19 protein-coding genes are annotated in these 23,887 nt (G+C 59.6%); 7 read left to right on the top strand and 12 right to left on the bottom strand.

The window, feature by feature from the left end; all coding sequences use genetic code 11:
* The first annotated feature begins 15 nt into the window (after positions 1-15).
* On the top strand, positions 16-1,347 hold the full coding sequence (locus BW978_RS17130) for an MFS transporter (protein WP_244551989.1): 1,332 nt from the start codon (positions 16-18) through the stop codon (positions 1,345-1,347).
* 57 nt (positions 1,348-1,404) lie between these two features.
* On the opposite strand, the gene purH is transcribed toward BW978_RS17130, so the two are convergent.
* From purH to htpX, 4 genes are all read right to left on the bottom strand, one after another.
* Positions 1,405-3,021, bottom strand: a complete 1,617-nt coding sequence (gene purH, locus BW978_RS17135; RefSeq protein WP_076397036.1) for a bifunctional phosphoribosylaminoimidazolecarboxamide formyltransferase/IMP cyclohydrolase — start codon at positions 3,019-3,021, stop codon at positions 1,405-1,407.
* 100 nt (positions 3,022-3,121) lie between these two features.
* On the bottom strand, positions 3,122-4,798 hold the full coding sequence (locus BW978_RS17140) for a heparinase II/III family protein (RefSeq protein ID WP_076397037.1): 1,677 nt from the start codon (positions 4,796-4,798) through the stop codon (positions 3,122-3,124).
* A 190-nt stretch (positions 4,799-4,988) separates the two neighbouring features.
* Entirely contained in the window at positions 4,989-6,377 is a 1,389-nt protein-coding gene (locus BW978_RS17145) for an RsmB/NOP family class I SAM-dependent RNA methyltransferase (protein ID WP_076397038.1), read from the bottom strand.
* Positions 6,368-7,330: a zinc metalloprotease HtpX gene (gene htpX / locus BW978_RS17150; RefSeq protein ID WP_076397039.1), complete on the bottom strand. Its 963-nt coding sequence runs from the start codon at positions 7,328-7,330 to the stop codon at positions 6,368-6,370. Before htpX ends, BW978_RS17145 begins: the two co-directional genes overlap by 10 nt.
* A gap of 125 nt (positions 7,331-7,455) precedes the next feature.
* Between htpX and BW978_RS17155 the strand changes: the two genes are divergently transcribed.
* Entirely contained in the window at positions 7,456-7,662 is a 207-nt protein-coding gene (locus tag BW978_RS17155) for a DUF1674 domain-containing protein (protein ID WP_076397040.1), read from the top strand.
* A gap of 49 nt (positions 7,663-7,711) precedes the next feature.
* On the top strand, positions 7,712-8,167 hold the full coding sequence (locus BW978_RS17160; RefSeq protein ID WP_076397041.1) for a thermonuclease family protein: 456 nt from the start codon (positions 7,712-7,714) through the stop codon (positions 8,165-8,167).
* A 56-nt stretch (positions 8,168-8,223) separates the two neighbouring features.
* Here BW978_RS17160 and acs read toward each other — a convergent pair whose 3' ends face one another.
* Positions 8,224-10,176, bottom strand: a complete 1,953-nt coding sequence (gene acs / locus BW978_RS17165; protein WP_076397042.1) for an acetate--CoA ligase — start codon at positions 10,174-10,176, stop codon at positions 8,224-8,226.
* A gap of 233 nt (positions 10,177-10,409) precedes the next feature.
* On the opposite strand from acs, the gene BW978_RS17170 reads away from it, so the two are divergent.
* Complete coding sequence (locus BW978_RS17170) at positions 10,410-11,111, top strand: DUF1013 domain-containing protein (protein ID WP_076397043.1); 702 nt, start codon at positions 10,410-10,412, stop codon at positions 11,109-11,111.
* Between the two features lie 72 nt (positions 11,112-11,183).
* Here the strand turns inward: BW978_RS17170 and BW978_RS17175 are convergent, their stop codons facing one another.
* Complete coding sequence (locus BW978_RS17175) at positions 11,184-13,121, bottom strand: propionyl-CoA synthetase (RefSeq protein WP_076397044.1); 1,938 nt, start codon at positions 13,119-13,121, stop codon at positions 11,184-11,186.
* A 111-nt stretch (positions 13,122-13,232) separates the two neighbouring features.
* Positions 13,233-13,892 (bottom strand): YggS family pyridoxal phosphate-dependent enzyme, encoded by a 660-nt coding sequence (locus BW978_RS17180; RefSeq protein WP_076397045.1) that lies wholly within the window; start codon positions 13,890-13,892, stop codon positions 13,233-13,235.
* A 193-nt stretch (positions 13,893-14,085) separates the two neighbouring features.
* On the opposite strand from BW978_RS17180, the gene leuS reads away from it, so the two are divergent.
* From leuS to holA, 3 genes are read left to right on the top strand one after another with little or no spacing between them, the layout of a single operon-like run.
* Positions 14,086-16,707, top strand: coding sequence for a leucine--tRNA ligase (gene leuS, locus BW978_RS17185; RefSeq protein WP_076397127.1), 2,622 nt, complete (start codon positions 14,086-14,088; stop codon positions 16,705-16,707).
* Positions 16,697-17,212, top strand: a complete 516-nt coding sequence (locus BW978_RS17190) for an LPS assembly lipoprotein LptE (RefSeq protein WP_076397046.1) — start codon at positions 16,697-16,699, stop codon at positions 17,210-17,212. The genes leuS and BW978_RS17190 overlap by 11 nt, the downstream gene beginning before the upstream one ends.
* 9 nt (positions 17,213-17,221) lie before the next feature.
* Entirely contained in the window at positions 17,222-18,268 is a 1,047-nt protein-coding gene (gene holA / locus BW978_RS17195; protein ID WP_076397047.1) for a DNA polymerase III subunit delta, read from the top strand.
* Here the strand turns inward: holA and BW978_RS17200 are convergent, their stop codons facing one another.
* Genes BW978_RS17200 through mnmE form a run of 5 tightly spaced genes read right to left on the bottom strand, consistent with a single transcriptional unit; the run spans position 18,269 to position 23,844 of the window.
* On the bottom strand, positions 18,269-19,150 hold the full coding sequence (locus BW978_RS17200) for a ParB/RepB/Spo0J family partition protein (protein WP_076397048.1): 882 nt from the start codon (positions 19,148-19,150) through the stop codon (positions 18,269-18,271). It abuts the gene before it with no gap.
* 21 nt (positions 19,151-19,171) lie between these two features.
* Positions 19,172-19,966 carry a ParA family protein gene (locus tag BW978_RS17205; RefSeq protein ID WP_054150020.1) on the bottom strand — a complete coding sequence of 265 codons (795 nt, stop codon included), beginning with the start codon at positions 19,964-19,966 and terminating at the stop codon, positions 19,172-19,174.
* 15 nt (positions 19,967-19,981) lie between these two features.
* The gene (gene rsmG / locus BW978_RS17210) at positions 19,982-20,614 is read right to left on the bottom strand and encodes a 16S rRNA (guanine(527)-N(7))-methyltransferase RsmG (protein ID WP_076397049.1); all 633 of its coding nucleotides are present in this window, start codon (positions 20,612-20,614) and stop codon (positions 19,982-19,984) included.
* Position 20,615: 1 nt separating this feature from the next.
* Positions 20,616-22,487 (bottom strand): tRNA uridine-5-carboxymethylaminomethyl(34) synthesis enzyme MnmG, encoded by a 1,872-nt coding sequence (mnmG, locus tag BW978_RS17215; RefSeq protein ID WP_076397050.1) that lies wholly within the window; start codon positions 22,485-22,487, stop codon positions 20,616-20,618.
* A 28-nt stretch (positions 22,488-22,515) separates the two neighbouring features.
* The gene (gene mnmE, locus BW978_RS17220; RefSeq protein ID WP_076397128.1) at positions 22,516-23,844 is read right to left on the bottom strand and encodes a tRNA uridine-5-carboxymethylaminomethyl(34) synthesis GTPase MnmE; all 1,329 of its coding nucleotides are present in this window, start codon (positions 23,842-23,844) and stop codon (positions 22,516-22,518) included.
* Positions 23,845-23,887 lie beyond the last annotated feature (43 nt).

The following is a 23,887-nucleotide window of genomic DNA, read 5'->3' on the forward strand; positions in this document are numbered from 1 at the left end:
GGTGTCCGTGGCTGGATGTTTTTTGACTGGGCAGCGCAACCCTTCTTCACCGTCGTCACGACCTTCATCTTCGGGCCCTACTTCGTCTCGCGGATGACCGATGATCCGGTGAGCGCCCAGACGGCCTGGAGCAATCAGGCGACGATTGCGGGCATCATCATCGCCATCCTAGCACCCATTCTCGGATCGATTGCCGATGAGTCCGGGTCGCGAAAGCCCTGGATCGCCTTCTTCGCGCTGATCAAGATCGCCTGCCTCGCCCTTCTCTGGACCGCCGCTCCGGGATCGCCCGTCGCTTTGGTGATGTTGTTGATGATCCTCGCCAGCATCGCGGCGGAATTTTCCATCGTCTTCAACGATTCCATGATGCCGCGCCTCGTCAGCCAGCAGGATGTCGGGCGGGTGTCCAACATCGCCTGGGGCATGGGCTATATGGGCGGCATGATCGTCCTGATCTTCGTGGTGCTCTTCCTTGCCGGCAACCCGACAACCGGAAAGACGCTGATGGGGCTCGATCCACTGTTCGGGCTCGACCCGGTAGCGGGCGAGGATGCTCGCATCACCGGCCCGATTTCCGCCGTCTGGTATCTGATCTTCATCCTGCCGATGTTTCTCTTCACCCCGGATGCAGCGAAAGGCAAACCTTTAGGTGCGGCCGTCCGGTCGGGTCTTCGCGAGATCCGCTCGACACTTGGCGAATTGCGCCATCGCAGCAACATCCTGCGTTTCCTCATCGCCCGGATGATCTATCAGGATGGCGTCAACGGACTTCTCGTGCTGGGCGGTGTCTTTGCTGCCGCCATGTTCGGCTGGTCGACCATGGAAATCGGCATCTACGGGATCATCCTCAATATCGTCGCGATCTTCGGCTGCCTCGTGGCCGGTCGGGTGGATAGGGCACTTGGCTCCAAGGTGGTCGTCCTGGTGAGCGTGGGATTGCTGATCATTGCCACCTTCGGGATCATCTCGACCGGCGTCGACTTCACCCTCTTCGGGATGGTGAGCCTGCCAATCACAGGTACCGACGGACTGTTCGCCACCCCCGCCGAAAAGGCCTACGTCCTCTACGGCCTGTTGATTGGTATGTCCTTCGGCCCTGTCCAGGCTTCGTCCCGCTCCTATCTCGCCCGCAGCGTCGAACTGCACGAAGCCGGCCGTTATTTCGGCATCTACTCCCTGTCAGGTCGGGCGACGAGCTTCCTCGCGACGCTCTCCTTTTCGGTAGTCACCGCATGGTCCGGCTCGCCACGCGCCGGCATGGCCACACTGCTGGTTTTTCTGATTGGCGGCCTCGTCCTTCTCTTGAGGACGAATTACCCGGCAACGGACAAGGGGACGAGCCTGTAAAAAAAAGGCCGGTGGATCGCCCCACCGGCCTTTCATTTCATCCGCGATCGCGCCCGCTCAGTGACGGAAATGGCGAACACCGGTAAAGACCATCGCCACGCCATGTTCGTCGGCAGCTGCAATCACTTCTTCGTCGCGCATTGAACCACCGGGCTGGATGACAGCCGTGGCACCCGCAGCAATCGCGGCCAGAAGACCGTCAGCGAAGGGATAGAAGGCCTCTGACGCAACCGCCGAGCCCTTGGTCAGCGGTGCCGCCAGGCCAAGCGCCTTAGCGGCGTCCTCGGCCTTCAGCGCTGCAATGCGGGCGGAATCGACGCGGCTCATCTGGCCGGCGCCGATGCCGGCCGTCTGGCCATCCTTGGCGTAGATGACGGCATTCGACTTCACATGCTTGGCGATCTTGAAGGCGAACTTCATATCCTCAAGCTCGATCGCAGTCGGCGCGCGCTTGGTCACCACCTTGAGGTCGAGATCCTCGACCATGACATTGTCACGGCTCTGCACAAGCAGACCACCGGAGACCGTCTTGGCCATGACGCCGCGGGCGCGCGGATCGGGCAGGGCGCCCGTGGTGAGCAAGCGCAGGTTTGGCTTGGCGGCGATGATCGCCTTGGCCTCGTCGGTGACTTCAGGCGCAATAATCACTTCGGTGAAGAGCTTGACGATTTCCTGCGCGGTCTCGGCGTCGAGGAGCTGGTTGAGCGCGATGATGCCGCCGAACGCCGAGGTGCTGTCACAGGCGAGCGCTCGCTTGTAGGCCTCGACCAGGCTCGCGCCTGTGGCGACGCCGCAAGGATTGGCATGCTTGATGATCGCGCAGGCTGGACCGTTTTCCGGCGGAAACTCGGCGACGAGTTCGAACGCCGCGTCGGTATCGTTGATGTTGTTGTAGGAAAGCTGCTTGCCCTGCAGCAGCGTCGCGGTTGCGACGCCGGGGCGATTGTCGCCGGTGACATAGAAGCCCGCGCTCTGATGCGGGTTCTCGCCGTAGCGCATCTTTTCCTTCAAGACGCCGCCAACGGTCCGATAGGCAGGCATCTCGATCTCGAGCGCTTCTGCAAACCAGTTGGAGATCGCAGTGTCATAGGCGGCGGTGCGGGCATAAGCTTTGGCCGCGAGCCGCTGACGCAGCGCATAGGTCGTCTGGCCGTCATTTTCGGAGAGCGCGGCAATCACCTCGGCATAGTCGGCAGCATCGGTGACGACGGTGACATAGGCGTGGTTCTTCGCCGAAGCGCGGATCATGGCGGGTCCACCGATGTCGATGTTTTCAACGGTGGTCGGATAGTCACCGCCGGCGGCGCGAACCTGTTCGAACGGATAGAGATTGATCACAGAGAGATCGATGGCCTCGATGCCATGCGCCTTCATTGCCTCGACATGGTCTGCATCATCCCGGATCGACAGCAGACCGCCATGGACCAGCGGATGGAGCGTCTTGACGCGGCCATCCATGATCTCGGGGAAGCCCGTGATCTCGGAGACGTCGATGACCGGCAAGCCGGCCGCAGCAAGAGCCTTGTGGGTGCCGCCAGTCGACAGAAGACGTACGCCGCGCTGGTGCAGCGCCTGCGCGAATTCGACGATACCGGTCTTGTCGGACACCGAGAGGAGTGCGGTACGCACGCGCACGAGGTCAGGGGCGGGGATCTTTTTGGAAACGACGGCCATGGTTCACTCCGAGCTGGCGGGCGCCCGGAAATGCGGCAGCGGGCGCGATGCCGCCGCCTAGCACAGCTTCACCTGTGAGGAAACCGCAAGATGCCCGCCATCAGGCGTGATGCGCGAGAAACCAGCGTATTTCCGGCCCCTCGAAGACGATCTCCAGCTGCTGCGACGGACGGATGCCCGAAACATCGGCGAAGAAGACATCTTCACCAATGGCGATTTCGCCGACCGGGATGGAGAAGGACCAGCTCTCGCCATCAGGAGCTACGAGCCTGATCTTCCGATCGTCGGAACGCTCAACGGTGATCGTCGGATGAACATGGAAACGCGCAATGACCTCTGCACCCGGCAGATTGGGTGTCGGCAACCCGTCCGGCAAGAGGAGACGATCACGACCTGCGATCTTGGTGCCCTGCTCGTTGATGCGGATCTCTCGCTCATGCAGGACACCGAAGCGCTTCACATAACCGTCGTGCCGTGCGGACAGCCGGTCACTGCCATCGGGACCGGTCTGTCGTTCGACCTCGATTTTAGAGGGGCCCGACAGCATGATCGTGCCGAGGCGGGACGACTGCGCGATCCGCGCCGAGGAAACGTCACCAATGCACACGGTGCTATGGGCAGCCGTAGCACGCGCCAGCTGGCGGAGACGCTCCCCTGCAAAGCGCGGTGAGCCGCTGTTGATGAGGAACCGGTTTCGTCCAGAGGACAATTCGAACGAGAGACAACCGGCGTGGGCCGTGCTCGAAAGCCGTGCCGAGAGGGGTTTGCCTGTGTCGACCAGGATCGTCGTGTCACCACCGGAAAGCCGCTGATAGCCCCCATGCGGCAAGGCCTTGAAGGGCTGCCCAGCCGTCTCGTCATATCTAAGAACACTCATGAGATCGGTTGCCAGCGACGAACTCGCCCCGTTGAACAGAGCTACATCGCCGCTGCTGTGGCGGAAGAAGCGCACGGCCGGGTACATGCGGTCGATGACCGGAATAAGCTTGGCGGGAACCTCATGTCCGAGGTTGATGTAGCTTTGGCGCAGCGGCAGAAGGTCGAAAAGCAGATCGACAGAGGCCTGCGGATTGCGGGAGACATGGCTTCCATCCGCCAGAACCTGCCGTTCAAGCTCCAGATCAAGCAACCGTCCCGCGCGGCGGACTGCCGCCGGACGCGCCTCGGCTGCGATCGACGCCATGGCGATCGCGATGCGCGCCTTGAGGCGCGGGAGGCCGTCGGGCATCGAATCGGCACGGCGCTGAAGGTGGCGCACCTGCTGTCCAAGTGAGGACGTGAACCGACGGTAGAAGCCAGCGTCGGCTTCGTGCAGCACGATCGGTGAATGTGAAAGCCAGCTGATGATCCGCCGGGACACGACCTCATTGTCCCAGGCGACACCCTTGCTACGGCCGCCATGCAGGCTGATCCACTGGTCCGTGATCCATCGCGCATTGTCACAGGCGGCAGCGGTCTTGTCGGCACGAATATGGCGCAGCCAGCCAAAACCGTGCAGGCGGCGTGCAAACTGGACGGACGGCAGCTCCAGTTCGAAGGGAGATTGACCCTCGGTATCCAGAACACGCCCGGCGAGTGGAAAGCGACCGTTGACGATCTCATCCGCCACAAACGAGTCGATCGCCCTGAGATCTGTCGGAGCCACGACGACTCGGTTTATGCGGAAAGCCCCGCGCTGCACCGCCGAAGGCATAACGATGGCAGCCGCCTGCCGCATGCGTCGCCAGGTTTCGGCGACGTGCAGCGAAATCAGTCGGACGCGATCATTGATTCGCATAATGGTTCCTGTCACCAGATCATGATGATCCAGCCATTCCGGTTGTCCGAGCCCGAGCAATACGAAGGGATGGGGCCTTCGGGCTCCTGGCGATGGGCACGAAATGACAAGTCATATCGCCGTGCCCCGGTCATGCGGAGCAACGGTCCACGTTCACGCAGACTTCCCAACAGGTTTATTGAGATATTAGTTAAATTTTAGCAATGACCGCGGCGTAGAAGCCATCAAGCCCGCCATTTTCTCGAAGCATGTCGGGCGTGGTCCTGAATTCACCCTTGGCGGTGATCGCTGCTTCCAGCCCGGGCCAGTCGGCCGGGTCGATCGGCTGCAGGCGCAGGTCGGGGATCTCTGCCAACACCCGGGCAACGATCTCTTCGCCTTCAGAAGGGTCAATGGAGCAGTTGGAGAAGACCAGACGCCCACCCGACTTTAACAGAGTTACCGCATGACGCAGCAACTTCTCCTGCAGCTCGGCAAGCTTGGCGATATCGGCCGCACTCTTCGTCCAGAGTACATCCGGGTGGCGACGTGTCGTACCGGTCGACGAACAGGGTGTATCGAGCAGGATCGCATCGAACGTCTCGTTCTCGTCGAGGTCGAGCAGGTTCGCACACCGGATTTCGACAGAAACTCCCAAGCGCTGGAGATTGGACTCCAGACGCTTCAGGCGCGACTTAGATTGCTCGACGGCCAGAACATCGCCGCCGGCGAGCACCAGCTGTGCCGTCTTGCCGCCAGGTGCGGCGCAAAGATCGGCAACCCGTTTTCCTGTGAGATCACCGAACACCTTTGCCGGGATGGCGGCGGCGGCATCCTGCACCCACCACTCACCATCCTCGAAACCTTCGAGCGCGGTCACCGAGCCACGAAACCGCTCGAGACGGACACTGCCGGTCGGCAAAACCTGTCCGCCAAGCCGCGCAGCCCAGCCGGCTGCATCCGACTTCACGGTCAAATCGATCGTCGGGGACTCCAGCTGGGACGCAGCGATCGCAAGCGCTCGCTGATTGCCATAGACTGCCGTCAGGCGCGCCATGAACCAATCCGGCATGCAGGGAAGATCATCCACGGCAGCGAGAAGCTCCGCCTTCTCACGACCGATGCGGCGCAAGATGGCATTTACCAGCTTCGAGAAACGACGGCTTCTGGGATCGCCATTGGCCTGCTCCACAGCAAGATCAACAGCCGAATGGTCGGGCACATCGAGATAGAGCATCTGCGCTGCGGCCACGATCAGGAGATGATGAAGGGAGCGGGCACCGTCCGGCAGCGGAGTGTCGAGCAGTTCCGCGATAATCGCCTCGATCCGCGGCAGATGGCGCAGTGCGCTCTGAAGGATGGCCTTGACGAGGCCGCGATCGGCATCGTTCAACGGCAAAAATGCAGGATTGCCATGCTCTGAATCCAGCATGCCGTCGAGCGACGTTTTCCGATCGATCACCGCTGCCAGGATCCGGCTTGCGGCAATTCGGGCTTCGAGCCCCGGCTTCAAAGGCTGCCGAGAGGCATGATCTCCATGCTTCCTGTTGCCATTGTGCTTGCTTTTCGGTTTGCCCGTCGATGTGTCGTTCAAGACCATGGTCCCTTGGGTGGTTCGGCTTTACCGCGTCCCCAACCGGTGGTCGGAACAGAACGCGCAGTGCGCGTTGCCTTAACAGGGGCCTCCGGCGGCGTCGATCCCCCAGGCCGGATATCGCTCATCGCCATGAGCGCTTCGATACGATTGCGCGTGTTGGGATGGGTCGAAAAGAGATTGTCCATCCGCTGGCCGTTCAAGGGATTGATGATGAACATATGGGCGGTCGCCGGATTGCGCTCCGCGTCCACGTTCTCGATGTGAGACGCGTCGCCGGCGATCTTCTGCAGGGCCGATGCGAGCCAGCGGGGCTGACCGCAGATCTCCGCCCCGCGGCGGTCGGCCGCATATTCGCGCGTCCGGCTGATTGCCATCTGGACCAGCATGGCCGCCAGGGGGGCGACGATCATCGCGACGAGGACACCGACAAAGCCGAGCGGATTGTTGCGATCGTCACGCCCGCTGGAAAACAGGAATGCGAAGTTCGACAGCATCGAGATCGCACCCGCCAGTGTGGCAGTGATGGTCATGGTCAGCGTGTCACGGTTCTCGATATGGGCAAGCTCATGCGCCATGACACCTGCGACCTCTTCCGGGCTGAGCCGCTGCAACAGTCCGGTGGAAGCAGCAACGGCTGCATTCTGCGGGTTGCGCCCTGTCGCAAAGGCATTCGGCTGCGGGTTGTCGAAGACATAGACCTTCGGCATGGGCAGGCCGGCGTTGCGCGCCAAGTCCCGCACCATGATGTAGAATTCGGGGGCCGTCCGCTCGTCGACCTCCTGGGCGCGATAGGCACGCAGCACCATCTTGTCGGAGTTCCAGTAGGAAAAGAAGTTCATGCCCGCAGCGACAACGAAGGCAATCATCATGCCGCCCCTGCCTCCGATCAGGAAGCCGACGCCCATGAAGAGGGCAGTCATGAAGGCAAGCAACATGGCAGTCCGCATGGTATTCATGTCGTGGTCCTCTAAAAGCAGCGCTCTTGGCAATTCTATTGCCGTTTTCGCCTGTTGATTTAAAAAGCGCCGACCCCAATTTCAATGTTTGCGCACGAAATGCCTTCTCAGCAAAGGACGATGTGATGTCAGAAGATCGTAAAGCCGAAGTCAGTGTCGAGGAAAAGCCGCGTGAACTGAGCCCGGCTGCGAAACGGGCACTCTCCGAAGCGGAAGAGCGACGCCGGAAGGAGGAGGCTCAGCAGATGCCGCCCGAAATCGGCGGACGCGGCGGTGCCGATCCTGCACGCTTCGGGGATTGGGAGATCAAGGGTCGCGCGATAGACTTTTGAGGAATGATTACCTATTGATTTGGGTCGAGTATCGGAATACATTCCTACCATGTTCCGATCATCACTCGCTCCTGTGACAATCTTCCTGATGCTTGCGTCCGTGGCGCCGGTAAGTGCAGCGAACCGCCAGATCAAGGGACCAGTCACGGCCGAAGTGGTGAAGGTCATCGATGGCGACACGGTCCTTGTGGAAGCAATGCCTTGGCCAGATCACAAGGTCAGCACCTATGTGCGCCTGCGCGGCATCGATGCACCCGAGCTACGGTCGAAATGCCCGGCCTTCCGTGAGGTGGCCCTTCAGGCGAAGAGCGAGCTCACGAGCCTGGTCGAGGGCGAGCGGATGGTGCAGTTGACCGCAATCTCCGGCGACAAGTATTTCGGCCGCGTAGTCGCCGATCTCAAATTGTCTAACGGCACTCGACCGGCGGAGCTTCTCCTACAGGCAGGTCTGGTTGAGCCCTATAACGGGCGGACGAAAAGCAAGCGGCCCTGCCCGGGCGACTGACACGAAAAAAAGGGGCTCCCGGCGGAAGCCCCTTTTTTGATTGAGCTCTGTTTTGATCAGGCGATCTTGTTCTGGCGGTTCGCGATCAGGTCATCAACGACAGCCGGATCGGCCAGCGTCGAGGTATCGCCGAGCGCACCGAAATCATCCTCGGCGATCTTGCGCAGAATGCGACGCATGATCTTGCCCGAGCGCGTCTTCGGCAGGCCGGGTGAGAACTGGATTTTGTCCGGTGTCGCGATCGGCCCGATTTCCGTCCGCACATGCTTCACCAGATCGGCTCGGAGCGCATCATTGCCCTCGTGACCCGACATCAGGGTGACATAGCAATAGATGCCCTGGCCCTTGATATTGTGCGGGTACCCGACGACGGCGGCTTCCGAAACGAGGTGGTGCGAAACAAGCGCCGATTCGACCTCCGCCGTTCCCAGGCGGTGACCGGACACGTTCAGGACGTCGTCGACGCGACCGGTGATCCAGTAATAGCCATCTTCGTCCCGGCGGCAGCCGTCACCTGTGAAGTACTTGCCCTTGTAGGTGGAGAAGTAGGTCTGCACATAACGGTCGTGGTCGCCATAGACGGAGCGTGCCTGTCCCGGCCAGCTGTCGGTGATGCACAGATTGCCGTCGGTCGCCCCCTCCAGAACATTGCCTTCGTTGTCGACAAGCTCGGGCTTGATCCCGAAGAATGGCTTGGTTGCCGAACCGGGCTTGAGATTGGTCGCACCCGGCAGCGGCGTGATCATGATCCCGCCGGTTTCGGTCTGCCACCAGGTATCGACAACAGGCGACTTCTGCTCGCCGACGACGTTGTAATACCATTCCCAGGCTTCCGGATTGATCGGCTCGCCGACGGACCCCAGAAGACGGAGCGACGAACGGTCCGAACGCTTGACGAAATCATCACCCGCACCCATCAGCGAGCGGATCGCGGTCGGTGCGGTGTAGAAGATGTTGACCTTGTGCTTCTCGATCACTTCCCAGAACCGTCCCTGATCGGGGAAGGTCGGAATGCCTTCGAACATCAGCGTCGTAGCGCAGTTCGAGAGCGGCCCGTAGACGATGTAGGAGTGACCTGTGACCCAGCCGACATCGGCCGTGCACCAGTAGACGTCACCCTCATGGTAATCGAACACATATTCATGCGTCATCGAGGCATAGACAAGGTAACCGCCCGTCGTGTGCATGACGCCCTTCGGCTTGCCCGTCGAACCGGAGGTGTAGAGGATGAACAGCGGATCTTCCGCCTTCATCTTTACGGGGGGGCAGTCTGCCTTGACCGTGTGCACTTCCTGGTGATGCCAAATGTCGCGGCCCGGCGCCCAGCCGATCTTGCCGCCCGTGCGGCGCACGACGAGAACCTTGTTGACGATGACATACTGCTTGGCGGCGATGTCGATCGCAATGTCAGTATTTTCCTTGAGCGGCACCGGCTTGCCGCCGCGAACGCCCTCATCGCAGGTAATCACGAAGGTTGATTCGCAGTCGACGATACGGCCTGCGAGGGCTTCCGGCGAGAAGCCGCCGAAGACGACCGAGTGGATGGCACCGATACGGGCGCAGGCGAGCATCGCATAGGCCGCTTCCGGGATCATCGGCATATAGATGGTGACGCGGTCACCCTTCTTGACGCCGTGCTTTTTCAAGACGTTCGCCATGCGGCAAACATGCTCGTAAAGCTCGTTATAGGTGATCTTCTTGTCGATATAGGGGTTGTCACCTTCCCAGATGATGGCGGTCTGTTCGCCATGCGTCTTGAGGTGGCGGTCGATGCAGTTGTAGGAGACGTTCGTCAGGCCATCCTCGAACCACTTGACCGGGACTTTGCCCTTAAACGACGTGTTCTTGACTTTCGTGTAGGGCTTGAACCAGTCGATCCGCTTGCCGTGCTTGCCCCAGAACTTTTCAGGGTCTTCGATGCTCTCCTGATACCATTTCTGGTACTTGTCTTCATCGATCAGAGCGCGGGTTTTTGCCGATTTCAGCACCGGATAGGTTTTGGCTGACATGAATTCCTCCTCATGTTGACGGGCCACTACTGGCGACCAGGACCGTCCTCCCCGGCCTATCGCCGCCATTCATAGCAGGTGCAACATGGCCAGCAATTAGACAAAGGTCATTCGTGACTTCGCGAATTGCAATTTCGTTACATAATCGCTATAAGGACGCCGAATTCCCGGAAATAGTGGTTTAAACCCACGGCCCGCGACAACCGGCGCGGACCCTCAGAAGGATTGTATCCATGGCACAGACACTGCTCATGCCGAAGGCGACCGCTGTATGGCTCGTCGACAATACCGCGCTGTCATTCGATCAGATCGCGCAGTTCTGCAAGCTGCACCCGCTCGAGGTGAAGGCAATTGCGGACGGCGAAGCAGCACAGGGCATCAAGGGCCTCGACCCGATCGCAACCGGCCAGCTCTCGCGCGACGAGATTGGCCGCGCCGAAAAGGACGTGAACTACAAGCTGAAGATCTCGGAACCCAAGGTTCGCGTGCCTGACTCGAAGCGTCGCGGCCCGCGTTATACGCCGGTCTCGAAGCGCCAGGATCGTCCGAACGCAATCCTCTGGCTGGTTCGCAATCATCCGGAACTGAAGGACGCCCAGATTTCGCGTCTCGTCGGCACCACGAAGTCGACCATCGAGCAGATCCGCGAACGCACGCACTGGAACTCTGCCAACCTCGCCCCGATGGACCCCGTCACGCTCGGCCTCTGCAGCCAGATCGATCTCGATCTCGAAGTCGAAAAGGCATCGAAGGGTCGTCCGCTGCCGACCGCTGCCGAACTCGGCGCGACGCTCCAGGCTGCCAGCGAGACTGAGAACCTCGGCTTCGGCTATGAGCGCGAAGAAGAGAAGAAAATTGACGCCAACGCCGTCTTTGCCAAGCTGCAGTCGCTCAAGTCCGACCGCAACAATGACGACGAAGACGACCAGTACTGATCAGAAGTCGTTTCATGCGATGGACCCCGGCAGCCCAAGGCGGCCGGGGTTTTTTCTTGTCCGCCTGAAAGCTCAGGCGCTTGCGACCGTTTTGGAGGATGCCGGAACCTGACCATGGGCCTGCAACACGGCGGTGATCTCGTCGAGGATTGCAGGATCGTCGATCGTCGCGGGCATCTTCCAGGGTAGACCGTCGGCGATCTTCTGCATCGTCCCACGCAGGATCTTGCCCGAGCGCGTCTTCGGCAGACGATCGACCATCAGTACCATCTTGAAAGCTGCCACGGGCCCGATTTCGTCGCGCACCAACTGAACGACTTCCTTGGCGATCACAGCATGGTCGCGATGCACATTCTTCTTCAGGATCAGGAAGCCGCAGGGGATCTGTCCCTTCAATTCGTCGGCAATCCCGATGACCGCGCATTCCGCAACATCGGGATGCATGGCGCAGACCTCTTCCATCGCACCGGTCGACAGACGGTGACCGGCACAATTGATGATGTCGTCGGTGCGGGCCATGACGAAGACATAGCCATCGTCGTCAATGACGCCGGCATCCGCCGTCTTGTAGTAGCCGGGAAACTCTTCGAGACAAGAGGTGCGAAAACGCTCGTCGGCATTCCAGAAAGTGACCAGACAACCCGGAGGCAGCGGAAGCTTCGCGACGATGTTGCCGAGCGTGCCTGGAGCTACAGGATGTCCCGCGTCGTCGAGCACGTCGAGCGCGTAACCCGGCATGGCCTTTGTCGGGGATCCGTGTTTAACGGGAAGCAGCCCCAGGCCCGACGGGTTCGCGGCGATCGCCCAACCCGTTTCCGTCTGCCACCAATGGTCGATCACAGGTATCTTCAGGATCCGTTCCGCCCATTTCAGCGTTTCCGGATCGGCACGCTCACCGGCTAGGAAGAGGGCGCGAAGACCGGAGATGTCATAGCGCGCGACATGTTCACCCTCCGGATCGTCACGACGGATCGCGCGGAAGGCCGTCGGTGCGGTGAACAGCGCCTTCACGTCGTGGTCGCTCACCACACGCCAGAAGGTGCCGGCATCCGGCGTGCCCACCGGCTTGCCTTCGAAGATCACCGTCGCGTTGCCGGCCAAAAGCGGCCCATAGACAATGTAGGAATGGCCGACGACCCATCCGATGTCGGAGGCGGCCCAGAAGACTTCTCCAGGCTTGACGCCGTAGATGTTCTTCATCGTCCAGTTGAGAGCGACCATATGGCCACCATTGTCGCGCACGACGCCCTTGGGCTGACCAGTGGTTCCCGAGGTGTAAAGAACATAAAGCGGATCGGTCGCGGCCACCGGCACGCATTCGACAGACGAGCCGTTGAGCTTTTCCTGCTCGATCGCCTGCGCCAGATCGACATCACCATGCTCGTAACGCAGCGGCGCGTGATACTGGTCGCGCTGCAAAATCAGGCAGTAATCAGGCTTCACCTTCGCCATGTCGATGGCCTGGTCGAGCATCGGCTTGTAGGGAACGATACGTCCGGGCTCGAGACCGCAGCTTGCGCCGATCACCACTTTGGCGCCGGAATCGTCGATGCGGGTCGCGAGCTCATGCGCCGCAAAGCCGCCGAAGACGACCGAATGCACCGCGCCGATGCGCGCGCAGGCAAGCATCGAGAAGACGGCTTCCGGGATCATCGGCATGTAGATGATGACCCTATCGCCCTTGGCGACGCCGTGATTGCGCAAGACGGCCGCAATCGCCGAGACTTCGGTCAGGACCTGGTCATAACTGTAACGTGCCGTTTGACCGGTCATCGGACTGTCATAGATGACGGCCGTATCAGCACCACGCCCGGCTTCCACATGACGGTCGATGCAATTGTAGCAGGTATTGGTCTCTCCACTGGGAAACCAGCGACCATAGGTGCCTTGTGAGGCGTCGAAGACTGCCTCCGGCGCCTTGAACCAGTGAACCTGTTCCGCAGCCGTGGCCCAGAAGCCGTCCGGATCTGCCTTCCAGGAATCGTAGATGTCCTGATAGCTCTCGCGCATGTCGATCCTCCCATGACAACGCTTGAGGCTTTCGCCTTTACCGTCATTTTAGGATCGACGAAGGAAGGAGGAAAGAGAGACCAAAGCGCTATGCCGAAGGTCTAAGGCAACTTAACGTGTGCCAAAAATTGCCGATCCGACTCTGACGCTTGTTGCTCCAAAGCCGATGGCGGTCTCGAAATCGCCGGACATGCCCATCGACAGCTTCGAAAGCCCGTTTTCTTCGGCGAGTTTGGCCAGCAGCGCGAAATGTGGGCCCGGGTTCTCATCGACTGGCGGGATGCACATGAGGCCCTCGACCTGCATCGCAAGTTCATCGCGGCAGAGAGCGACAAAGGACCCAACGTCATCGGGCGCAATCCCGGCCTTCTGAGGCTCGAGACCGGTATTGACCTGAATGTAATAACGGATCGACCGGCCCTGCCGCTTCGTCTCTTCCGCAAGTGCCCGCGCGATCTTCTCGCGATCGACTGTCTCGATGACATCGAAAAGCGCGACAGCATCGGCTGCCTTGTTCGACTGAAGCGGGCCGATCAGATGCAGTTCGAGATCAGGATTTTCCGCCTTCAGTTCAGGCCATTTCCCCTGGGCTTCCTGCACGCGGTTTTCCCCGAACACCCGCTGACCGTCAACAATCGTCGGGCGGATATGCTCGGCATCGAAGGTCTTCGAAACCGCGACGAGTGAAATCGAATCCGGCTCACGACCGGCCTCCTGCGCAGCCTTAGCGATTTTGCCCCGGACGTCCTGGAGCCGCTCTTCAACCGACATGCCCAACCCTCGTGTTCATCTGCCCGATATCTGGTGTGATCAGATCTTTCGGCAAGGGGTTAATGGCAGGCTGCGGCCATGGCAAGCGCTGGGCGGGAAAGGCCTTGCGAATGCCTCAAAAACTTGACGCTTGGCCGGTTTCATGATGAAGGTCGGCCCTCTCTTTTTGATGCTATTCCCGGAAATGCGATCCATGGCTACCGAACGTTACAATCCGCGCGACGCCGAGCCCCGTTGGCAGGCGAAATGGTCCGAAGACAAGGTCTTCGAGACCGATAATGCTGACCCGCGCGAGAAATACTACGTGCTTGAGATGTTCCCCTATCCGTCGGGACGCATCCATATGGGCCATGTCCGCAACTATGCGATGGGCGATGTCGTGGCGCGCTATAAGCGTGCTCGTGGCTACAACGTGCTGCATCCGATGGGTTGGGATGCCTTTGGCATGCCGGCGGAAAACGCCGCGATGAAGAACAAGGTCCACCCCAAGGCCTGGACCTATGAGAACATCGCGACCATGCGCGGCCAGCTGAAGTCGATGGGTCTGTCGCTGGACTGGTCGCGCGAATTCGCGACCTGCGACGTCGACTACTATCACCGTCAGCAGCACCTCTTCCTGGACTTCCTGGAAAAGGGCCTGGTCTATCGCAAGAACTCCAAGGTCAACTGGGACCCGGAAGACATGACCGTGCTCGCCAACGAGCAGGTCATCGATGGCCGTGGATGGCGCTCCGGCGCGCTGGTCGAACAGCGGGAACTGACCCAGTGGTTCTTCAAGATCACCGACTTCAGCCAGGACCTGCTCGACGCGCTCGACGAACTCGATAACTGGCCGGAAAAGGTCCGGTTGATGCAAAAGAACTGGATCGGCCGCTCGGAAGGCATGGCCATCCGCTGGGAAGTCGCCTCCGGCAGCGAAGCCAGCGAAGTGACCGTTTACACCACCCGGCCCGACACCCTGTTTGGCGCCTCTTTCCTGGCAATCGCCGCCGATCACCCCTTGGCCAAGGAAGCCGCCGCGCGCGACGCAGCGGTCGACGCCTTCTGCCAGGAATGCCGCCATGCCGGCACGTCGCTGGCAGCACTGGAAACGGCCGAGAAGAGGGGCATCGACACCGGTATCCGCGTGAAGCACCCGCTCGATCCGAGCTGGGAGCTGCCGGTCTATGTCGCGAATTTCGTCCTGATGGAATACGGCACGGGCGCGATCTTCGGCTGCCCCTCCGGCGACCAGCGCGACCTGGATTTTGCCCGTAAATATGACCTGTCCGTCGTCCCGGTTGTCATGCCGAGCGACGGCGATGCTGCAAGCTTTGCGATCGGCGACACCGCCTTCACCGACGACGGTGTCATGATCAATTCGCGCTTCCTCGATGGTCTCTCGACAACGGAAGCCTTTGAAGAAGTAGCGAATCGGCTTGCGACTCAGCAGGTGAACGGTGCGCCGCAAGGTGAACGCAAGGTCAACTTCCGTCTGCGCGACTGGGGCATCTCCCGCCAGCGCTACTGGGGCTGCCCGATCCCGGTCATCCATTGCGATGATTGCGGCGTCGTGCCGGTGCCGAAGAAGGATCTGCCGGTCAAACTTCCCGACGACGTCAGCTTCGACAAGCCGGGCAATCCGCTCGACCGTCATGCGACCTGGCGACACGTTGCCTGCCCCCACTGCGGCAAAGACGCCCGTCGCGAGACGGATACGATGGATACCTTCGTCGATTCGAGCTGGTATTTCGCGCGTTTCACCGCACCCTGGGAAGACAATCCGACGGATCCCGCCGTTGCCAACCGCTGGCTGCCCGTCGACCAGTATATCGGCGGCATTGAGCACGCGATCCTGCATCTGCTTTATTCGCGCTTCTTCACGCGGGCCATGCGCGAAACCGGTCACCTCGATCTGAAAGAACCGTTCAAGGGGCTCTTCACGCAGGGCATGGTCGTGCACGAGACCTACAGCATCGGTGAGGGCTTGCAGCGCGAATGGGTCGCCCCGGCAGACCTGCGCATCGAGGACGCGGATGGTGAGCGTCGTGCGTTCCTGCTCAGCAATGGTCAGGAAGCCAGGATCGGCTCGATCGAAAAGATGTCGAAGTCGAAGAAGAATGTCGTCGATCCCGATGACATCATCGGCTCCTACGGCGCCGATACCGCCCGCTTCTTCGTTCTCTCAGACTCGCCGCCGGATCGTGACGTCATCTGGTCGGAATCCGGAGTCGAAGGTGCCCACCGCTTCGTTCAACGCGTCTGGCGTCTCGTCTCTGAAGCTGCAGAGCGGCTGAAATCCGTACCTTCGAATCCGGCTAAGGACGGCGACGGACTGGTGATCTCGCAAGCCGCGCACAAGACCTTGAAGGCTGTCCAGGGTGACCTCGACAAGCTGGCCTTCAACAAGGCGATTGCGCGCATCTACGAACTGGTCAATGCGCTGGCTGCACCGCTGACGAATGTTGCAGCAGGGCAGGGAGATGCGGCTTACGTCGCAGCTGCCCGCAACGCAGCGGAGATCCTGGTGCATCTGATTGCGCCAATGACGCCGCATCTCGCCGAAGAATGCTGGACAGTTCTCGGAAACGAGGGGCTGATCGCCAGGACAGACTGGCCGCAGTTCGACGAGGCGTTGGTCGCCGAGAACGAGATCGTTCTGCCTGTGCAGATCAATGGTAAAAAGCGTGCTGAATTGACAATCGCGCGCGACGCAGACCAGAATGCCGTCCAGGAAGCCGTTCTGGCGCTCGACGCCGTCAAGGCCGTTCTCAATGGCCAGGCTCCGAAGAAGATCATCGTTGTCCCGCTAAGGATCGTGAACATTGTCCTCTGAATTCAAGCCTTCCAAGCTGCTTCGGCGCTCGGTTCTGATCGGCGCGGCTCTGCTGATGGCGGGCTGCCAGGCTCGTCCGCTCTATCAGGACACCAATGGCGAAACCCGCGGCGCATTGGCTGCGATCGCATATTCCGAAGCGACCAGCCGCATCGGCCTCGAGACGCGCAACCGATTGATCTTCTTGACCAGCGGCGGTGACGAAACGAAGACCCCGGAATATCGGGTCGAGTTGACGGTCAGCGGTGGTGTCGAAGGCATCCTTCTCGATGAAACCTCCGACACGGCAAACTCGGGTCGCGCCGTCGTCACCGGCAACTACACGCTGACGCGTATATCCGACGACACGGTTCTGAAGACAGGTCGTCGTTCGGGTATCGCCCTCTTCGATTACCCGCGACAGGAGTTCGCAAAGCTCCGCGCCGTGCGTGATGCCGAGACACGCGCTTCCCGCGAGCTTGCCGAAGTCATCTATGCCGATCTCGCCATGGCTCTCGGTCGCTGATCTGCGGCCATGGTTGAAGTTAAATCCCACGAGTTCGAAGGGTTCTTGGCCAAATCGGCCAGGCACTACCGAATGTTCGTCATCTACGGACCGGATCGAGGTCTTGTTGCAGAGCGCGCCTCTCAGGTTGCCAAGACGACCGGTGTCGATCTCAACGACGGTTTTGCACTGATCCGTCTGGACGCGTCGGACATCCAATCCGATCCTGGTCGCCTCATCGATGAGGTGAATGCCTTCGGGCTGTTCGGCGGTGAGAAGCTGATTTGGGTCCGGGGCGCCGCTAACGAGAAGCAGTTGGTCGACGGACTGGCGCATCTTGCGACACACCCTCCCGAAGGCAGCTATCTTCTGATTGAAGCGGGTGATCTCAAGAAGGGATCAGCACTTCGCAAGGTCGCCGAGGGCGAACGGAGCATCGCCTGCATCGCCTGTTACCAGGATGATGCAAGGGCGCTCAATGGCCTGATCGACGTGGAACTGGCGGCCTCCAATTTGCGCATTACGCCGGCAGCACGCGAACTTCTGCTGGAATCGATCGGTGGCGATCGGATTGCGTCCCGCAATGAAATACAGAAGCTGGTCCTCTACTGCATGAAGGACGAGTTGATCGATGAGAACCATGTGCTCGAGATCGTTAGCGATGCAAGTGCCGTATCGACCGACGAGGTGGTCGATGCGGTTCTGTCAGGCGATCCCGATGGATTCCTCCATGCCGTCCAGAAGGTCATTGCCTCCAAGACCGCTGTCTTCCTCGTCCTGCAGGGCACGATGAAACAGGTACAGCTACTGGAAACCATGCGCCTGGAGATGGAAGAGCGCCAGCAACAGGCTTCGCAGGTTATGCAGACGCATGGGCGGGGGATTCACTTCAAACGCAAACCAGTAATCGAGAAAGCGTTACGGAACTGGAATAGTTCTGATCTGGCCCGAGAGAGTGCGAGACTGAACGCCGCGATCCTGCAAAGCCGCCAGAACGCGCAGCTTGAAGACAATCTGGCAATCCAGACGCTTCTTGCGACGACACTTCAGTCGGCTCGAAGGAATCGCCGCGCCTGATCAGCGCGCTTCGAGCAGGCGGCAGATCTCTTCCAGCTGGTCGAGCGTCTTGTAATTGATCTTCAACTGACCGCCGCCGCCCTTGTGGTTGATCGACACGGACAGTCCCAGGCGATCCGAAAGGCTGCGCTCAAGCGCGATGGTATCGGAATCCTTGGATTCACGCACATCCACGGGGGCAGGGGCATGTTGCGCCTTGATGTGGTTCTGTGCCAGCTTCTCGGCGTCGCGAACTGAGAGCCCCTTCTGGGCGATCGTCTTGGCAAGAACGACGGGATCGGGAGTAGAAACAAGCGCACGCGCATGACCCGCCGACAGACTTCCGTCGGCAAGCATGTCCCGAACCGGATCGGGGAGCTTCAACAATCGAAGACTGTTGGCGACATGGCTCCGGCTCTTGCCGATGATTTCCCCGAGATCGTTCTGGGTATAGCCATGTTCGGCAATGAGCTGCTCATAGCCAAGCGCTTCTTCGAGTGGATTGAGGTCGGCACGCTGGACGTTTTCGACGATCGCCAACTCAAGCGCCGTCCGGTCATCGACATCGCGAACGATGACTGGGATCTCGATGAGGCCCGCGAGCTGCGCCGCGCGCCAACGTCGCTCCCCAGCGATGATTTCATAGCGATCGCTGCTGGTCGTCCGCACGACGACAGGCTGCACGATACCGTGCTGTCGGATGGAGCCGGCCAAATCCTGGAGCTCAGCCTCGTCGAAATACCGACGAGGATTCTTGGGGCTACGCGCCACGAATTCGATCGGAACAGTCCGGTCCGCGCTAACGGTAGGACGCGTCTCGCCGACGGGAACTGGCTGATCCATCTCGCCGATCAGCGCTGCAAGTCCACGCCCGAGGCGCCGTTTCGATACGTCTTCGCTCATACTCACACCCTTGTACGAAGATTAGGCAGCCTTGCGCTGCCGTTCGCGCTGAATGACTTCCGAAGCCAGCTGGAGATAGGCCTGGCTACCGGCACATTTGAGATCATAAAGGATAGCCGGCTTACCATAAGATGGTGCTTCCGAGACCCGCACATTCCGCGGAATAAGTGTCGCGTAAACCTTCTCGCCGAGATGCTCCCGCACATCGCTAACGACCTGCTGCGCGAGATTGTTGCGGGAATCGAACATCGTCAACACGATACCCTGGATATCGAGGGTCGGATTCACCGTCTGACGCACCTGGTTGATGGTATCGAGCAACTGGCTGAGACCTTCGAGCGCAAAAAACTCGCACTGCAATGGCACCAGAACCGAATGTGCTGCAGCCATTGCATTCATCGTCAAAAGGTTGAACGAAGGTGGGCAGTCGAGCAGCACGTAGCTGTAAGCGCGCGCATCGTCCTGGTTGAGGGCCCTTCTCAGACGAAAGACCCGATCCGCCTGCTGCGAGATTTCCATCTCGAAACCGAGCAGGTCCATCGTTGATGGGACGATAGAAAGGTTCGGCACTGCCGTTTCGAGGACCGCTTCGCTGACCGAATGAGTCCCGATCAGCACATCGTAAGAAGACAAGCGCCGGTCACGACGGTCGATACCGAGGCCGGTACTGGCATTTCCCTGCGGGTCGAGGTCAACGATGAGCACCCGCTCTCCGATCGCCGCCAGGGCTGTCGCCAGGTTTATCGCTGTCGTGGTCTTACCCACGCCACCCTTTTGGTTGGCGATGGTGATAATGCGGTTTTTCTCGAGACTCATTTGGCACCCGAACCGTTAAACCCTGCGCGTAAGAGAGGAGATCTCCAAGATCACGGAATCTTCCTCGACAACGCTTTGGTGTTTTACCAGATCGAAGTCCCAGCGACCACGCGCTTTATCGATCTCTGACTGGTAATCCCGCCCTTTGTGGAGGATGAGTTTAAGGTGTGGATTGGCGGTCGCCCAGGGTTGGGCATAGGCGAACAGCAGATCGAGGTCAGCCAGGGCCCGCGCCGAGATGAAGTCCGGGGCAGGGAGGGATTTTGCTGCATCTTCGATACGCACCGGATGCACCGACCCGCGTCCGCCGGTCTCTGCCAAAGCCATGCGCAGAAAGCCACATTTTTTGTTGTTGCTCTCGACCAGATCAACCCAGCCGTCACCATGCTCAGCGAGCACGATCGACGTGATGACCCCCGGAAAACCGCCGCCACTTCCGAGGTCGATCCAACGCCCTGCATCGGGAACAATGTTTCGGAGTTGTAACGAGTCTGCGATGTGGCGCGCCCACAGCTGATCTTTTGTGGATGGTGCAATCAGGTTAATTCTGGCGGCCCATTTGATGAAAAGGTCAGCGAAACGTTCGAGCCGTTCCTGCGTTTCACGTGAAACATCGATTCCAAATTTGGCTGAAAGCGCATGCGCCATTTCAAGAAGCCATTCTATGTGTTGCATTTTTTCGAAGATGGGCGACAAGTAGCGCGACTGCCGCGGGCGTCATACCCTCTATACGACTGGCTTGAGCGACGTTCTGTGGCCGCTGCGAGAGGAGCTTTGTTTTCAGCTCGTTCGACAAGCCCGAGAGCGAGCCATAATCAAAGTCCGTTGGAATCGCCCTATTTTCCTCGGAGCGAACGCTCTCAACGTCGGCAGACTGTCTTTCCAGATAGACATGATAGAGGCAATCGATTGCGACCGCTTCCGCGATCTTGGGATCGACCGCGCGCAGTTCGGGCCAGACACGCGAAATATCGCTCCAGTTCCGATCCGGGTAGGACAGAATCTCGCGGGCGCTCCGGCGGCGACCGTCTTGGTTGATCGGCACCTCTGCACTGGCCATCTCATTCGGCGATGCCGTCAATTCACCCAAAAGAGCATAAACGGATTCACGCTGTTCCCTATAACCGACGAACTTGCGGGTACGCTCCTTACCCACGCAACCGAGGGAAATTCCAAAAGGCGTCAGCCGCATATCCGCATTGTCCGAACGAAGAGAAAGTCGGTATTCCGCCCGGGAGGTGAACATCCGATAAGGCTCAGCGACACCTCTAGACGTCAGGTCGTCCACCATCACGCCGATATAAGAATCAGTGCGGCTGAACGAAATCCGGTCCTCCCCACTGGCGTGACGCGCGGCGTTAATCCCCGCCAGCAAGCCTTGTGCGCCGGCTTCCTCATATCCCGTGGTGCCGTTGATTTGCCCGGCCAAGAACAGGCCCGACACACCTTTGACGGCCAAGGAAAGATCGAGTTGCTGCGGATCAACGAAATCATATTCAATTGCGTAGCCAGGCTGGAGAATTCGAACCGACTCCAATCCAGGGATGGACCGAATGAACTGTCCCTGAATCTCTTCCGGCAAGGACGTCGAAATCCCGTTTGGGTACACCGTATCGTCGTCCAGCCCTTCCGGCTCCAGGAAGATCTGGTGGCCATCACGATCACCAAACCGATTAATCTTGTCCTCAATCGAGGGGCAATAGCGCGGTCCAACCCCCTCAATCTGACCCGAATACATCGCGGAACGATGGATATTGTCCCTGATGATCCTGTGAGTTTCGGGGGTAGTTCGCGTTATCCCACATGCAATTTGCGGCGTAGCGATCGCATCCGTCATGAACGAGAAGGGAATCGGGTCAGCATCGGCTTCTTGAACTTCGAGAGCAGCCCAATCGATCGTCTTTCCATCCAGGCGCGCTGGTGTGCCGGTTTTGAGGCGTCCGAGCTTCAATCCGAAGGCAGCAAGATCCGAGCTCAAACCCAAGGCAGGTGCTTCGCCCACTCTTCCCGCTGAAATCTTTTGATCGCCAATATGAATCAGACCGTTCAGGAAAGTGCCAGTCGTCAGAACTACGGAGGGAGCAATTAGCTCTAGACCATTCTGAAGTGATACGCCTTTTATTACGGAGGAGTCACGAATTAAGCCGACCACGCCGCCTTCAATGATATCTAGGTTGGGTATCTCCGACAGCAGACGCTGAACGGCAAGCCGATAGAGCTTTCGGTCAGCTTGAGTCCGAGGACCCCACACAGCCGGACCTTTTTTCCGGTTGAGCATCCGAAACTGGATGCCGCCTTCGTCAGCGGCACGCCCCATGATGCCGTCAAGAGCATCTATCTCCCTGACTAGGTGGCCTTTGCCCAGGCCGCCGATAGCAGGGTTGCATGACATCACACCGATGGTGGCTGCCTTATGGGTGACTAGCGCGGTCTTGGCGCCCATACGTGCAGCCGCGGCCGCGGCCTCGGTGCCGGCATGTCCGCCGCCCACAACGATTACATCAAAATGTCTGGCAGACATGGTTCAAATCCAGCCTGTTTCACGTGAATCATTTTCCGACACAGAATTCGGAGAAGATTTTACCAAGAAGTGTTTCGGTATCGATTCGACCCGTCACACGCGCCAGCTCCGCAGTCGCAAGTCTCAGGTCTTCAGCTCTAATTTCGATGGGCATAGCGTGACCCTCTAGCGCTGAACCCAAATGGAGCGAAGCTGAGCGCAGGCGCTCTGCATGCCTCAACCGGCTTGGGATTGCAAGACTCTCAACCCGGGTCCCTTGGCGCACCGCGTCTAGTAGACGCTCCCGCAAGAGCATTAACCCTTCGCCGGTCACCACAGAGATCGTCATATCGAGCTTCGCGCTCTCTGGCACGACGCCAATAGCAAGATCCGACTTCGTGCCGATACGGAGCGTTGGACGTGGCGTAAGTTCGGCGTCTTCCTCGTGAATGCCGGAGATATCGAACAGTTGCAGCACGAGATCAGCATCAATGATGGTTCTCAGTGCCCGCTTGATACCCTCTTGCTCAACCACGTCATCCGTCCCCCGAATGCCCGCAGTGTCAAAGAGCTCGAATTTGTAACCCTCGATATCGAGTTCGCACCGGACCACATCGCGCGTCGTTCCGGCGATCGGCGTGACAATCGCAACATCCCGCTGGGCGAGCGCATTCAGTAAGCTCGATTTCCCGGCATTCGGGCGTCCCGCCAGTGCCACCTTGAAGCCATCTCGAATGATCTCGCCAGCCCGTAGATTGGTGATGGCCTTGTCAACCTGGCTCTTCAGAACGGCGACCTCTGCCCATACCCTATCCGACACAGAGCCTGGAATATCACCTTCATCACTGAAGTCGAGCTCGGCTTCGAGCATGGACCTGATATAGATGAGCTTCTCCCGCCACTCGTCGTAGACGGTGGAAAGGTGACCGTTGGCCTGTTCATTCGCCAGACGACGCTGCATTTCAGTTTCGGCAGCGAGAAGGTCAGCGAGGCCTTCGACCTCGACGAGATCCATCTTCCCGTTTTCGAAAGCCCGCTTAGAGAATTCGCCTGGCTCTGCAAATCGAACTCCTGAGAATCCGGCTAACGATTTCAGGACTGCATTGACGACGGCACGACCACCGTGAACCTGCAACTCGGCGCAGTCTTCTCCAGTAAAGGAATTTGGGCGGGGAAACGTCAGCACCAAACCACGGTCAAGTACTTCGCCCACCGCCGATCTCAAAGTCCGGAGCGACGCAATGCGTGGCGGCGGCAAATGGCCAATCAGGCTGCTCAGGGCATCGAAAGCCGCAGGCCCGCTGATCCTGACAACGGCAACGCCCGATGGCAAGCCACCGGACGCTAATGCACAGATCGTATCTTTTCGCGTGGTCACGAGGTCACCCAGTGCCACCCAGATGCATTACCGGCCGAAACCG

This window comes from Rhizobium sp. RU33A, from assembly GCF_900156055.1.
In the GTDB taxonomy this organism is placed as follows: domain Bacteria; phylum Pseudomonadota; class Alphaproteobacteria; order Rhizobiales; family Rhizobiaceae; genus Allorhizobium.

Coding starts and splice junctions, on each gene's coding strand:
- BW978_RS17130 (WP_244551989.1), top strand. CDS start 16: ATGTTTTTTGACTGGGCAGCGCAACCCTTCTTCACCGTCGTCACGACC.
- purH (WP_076397036.1), bottom strand. CDS start 3,021: ATGGCCGTCGTTTCCAAAAAGATCCCCGCCCCTGACCTCGTGCGCGTG.
- BW978_RS17140 (WP_076397037.1), bottom strand. CDS start 4,798: ATGCGAATCAATGATCGCGTCCGACTGATTTCGCTGCACGTCGCCGAA.
- BW978_RS17145 (WP_076397038.1), bottom strand. CDS start 6,377: ATGGTCTTGAACGACACATCGACGGGCAAACCGAAAAGCAAGCACAAT.
- htpX (WP_076397039.1), bottom strand. CDS start 7,330: ATGAATACCATGCGGACTGCCATGTTGCTTGCCTTCATGACTGCCCTC.
- BW978_RS17155 (WP_076397040.1), top strand. CDS start 7,456: ATGTCAGAAGATCGTAAAGCCGAAGTCAGTGTCGAGGAAAAGCCGCGT.
- BW978_RS17160 (WP_076397041.1), top strand. CDS start 7,712: ATGTTCCGATCATCACTCGCTCCTGTGACAATCTTCCTGATGCTTGCG.
- acs (WP_076397042.1), bottom strand. CDS start 10,176: ATGTCAGCCAAAACCTATCCGGTGCTGAAATCGGCAAAAACCCGCGCT.
- BW978_RS17170 (WP_076397043.1), top strand. CDS start 10,410: ATGGCACAGACACTGCTCATGCCGAAGGCGACCGCTGTATGGCTCGTC.
- BW978_RS17175 (WP_076397044.1), bottom strand. CDS start 13,121: ATGCGCGAGAGCTATCAGGACATCTACGATTCCTGGAAGGCAGATCCG.
- BW978_RS17180 (WP_076397045.1), bottom strand. CDS start 13,892: ATGTCGGTTGAAGAGCGGCTCCAGGACGTCCGGGGCAAAATCGCTAAG.
- leuS (WP_076397127.1), top strand. CDS start 14,086: ATGGCTACCGAACGTTACAATCCGCGCGACGCCGAGCCCCGTTGGCAG.
- holA (WP_076397047.1), top strand. CDS start 17,222: ATGGTTGAAGTTAAATCCCACGAGTTCGAAGGGTTCTTGGCCAAATCG.
- BW978_RS17200 (WP_076397048.1), bottom strand. CDS start 19,150: ATGAGCGAAGACGTATCGAAACGGCGCCTCGGGCGTGGACTTGCAGCG.
- BW978_RS17205 (WP_054150020.1), bottom strand. CDS start 19,966: ATGAGTCTCGAGAAAAACCGCATTATCACCATCGCCAACCAAAAGGGT.
- rsmG (WP_076397049.1), bottom strand. CDS start 20,614: ATGGCGCATGCGCTTTCAGCCAAATTTGGAATCGATGTTTCACGTGAA.
- mnmG (WP_076397050.1), bottom strand. CDS start 22,487: ATGTCTGCCAGACATTTTGATGTAATCGTTGTGGGCGGCGGACATGCC.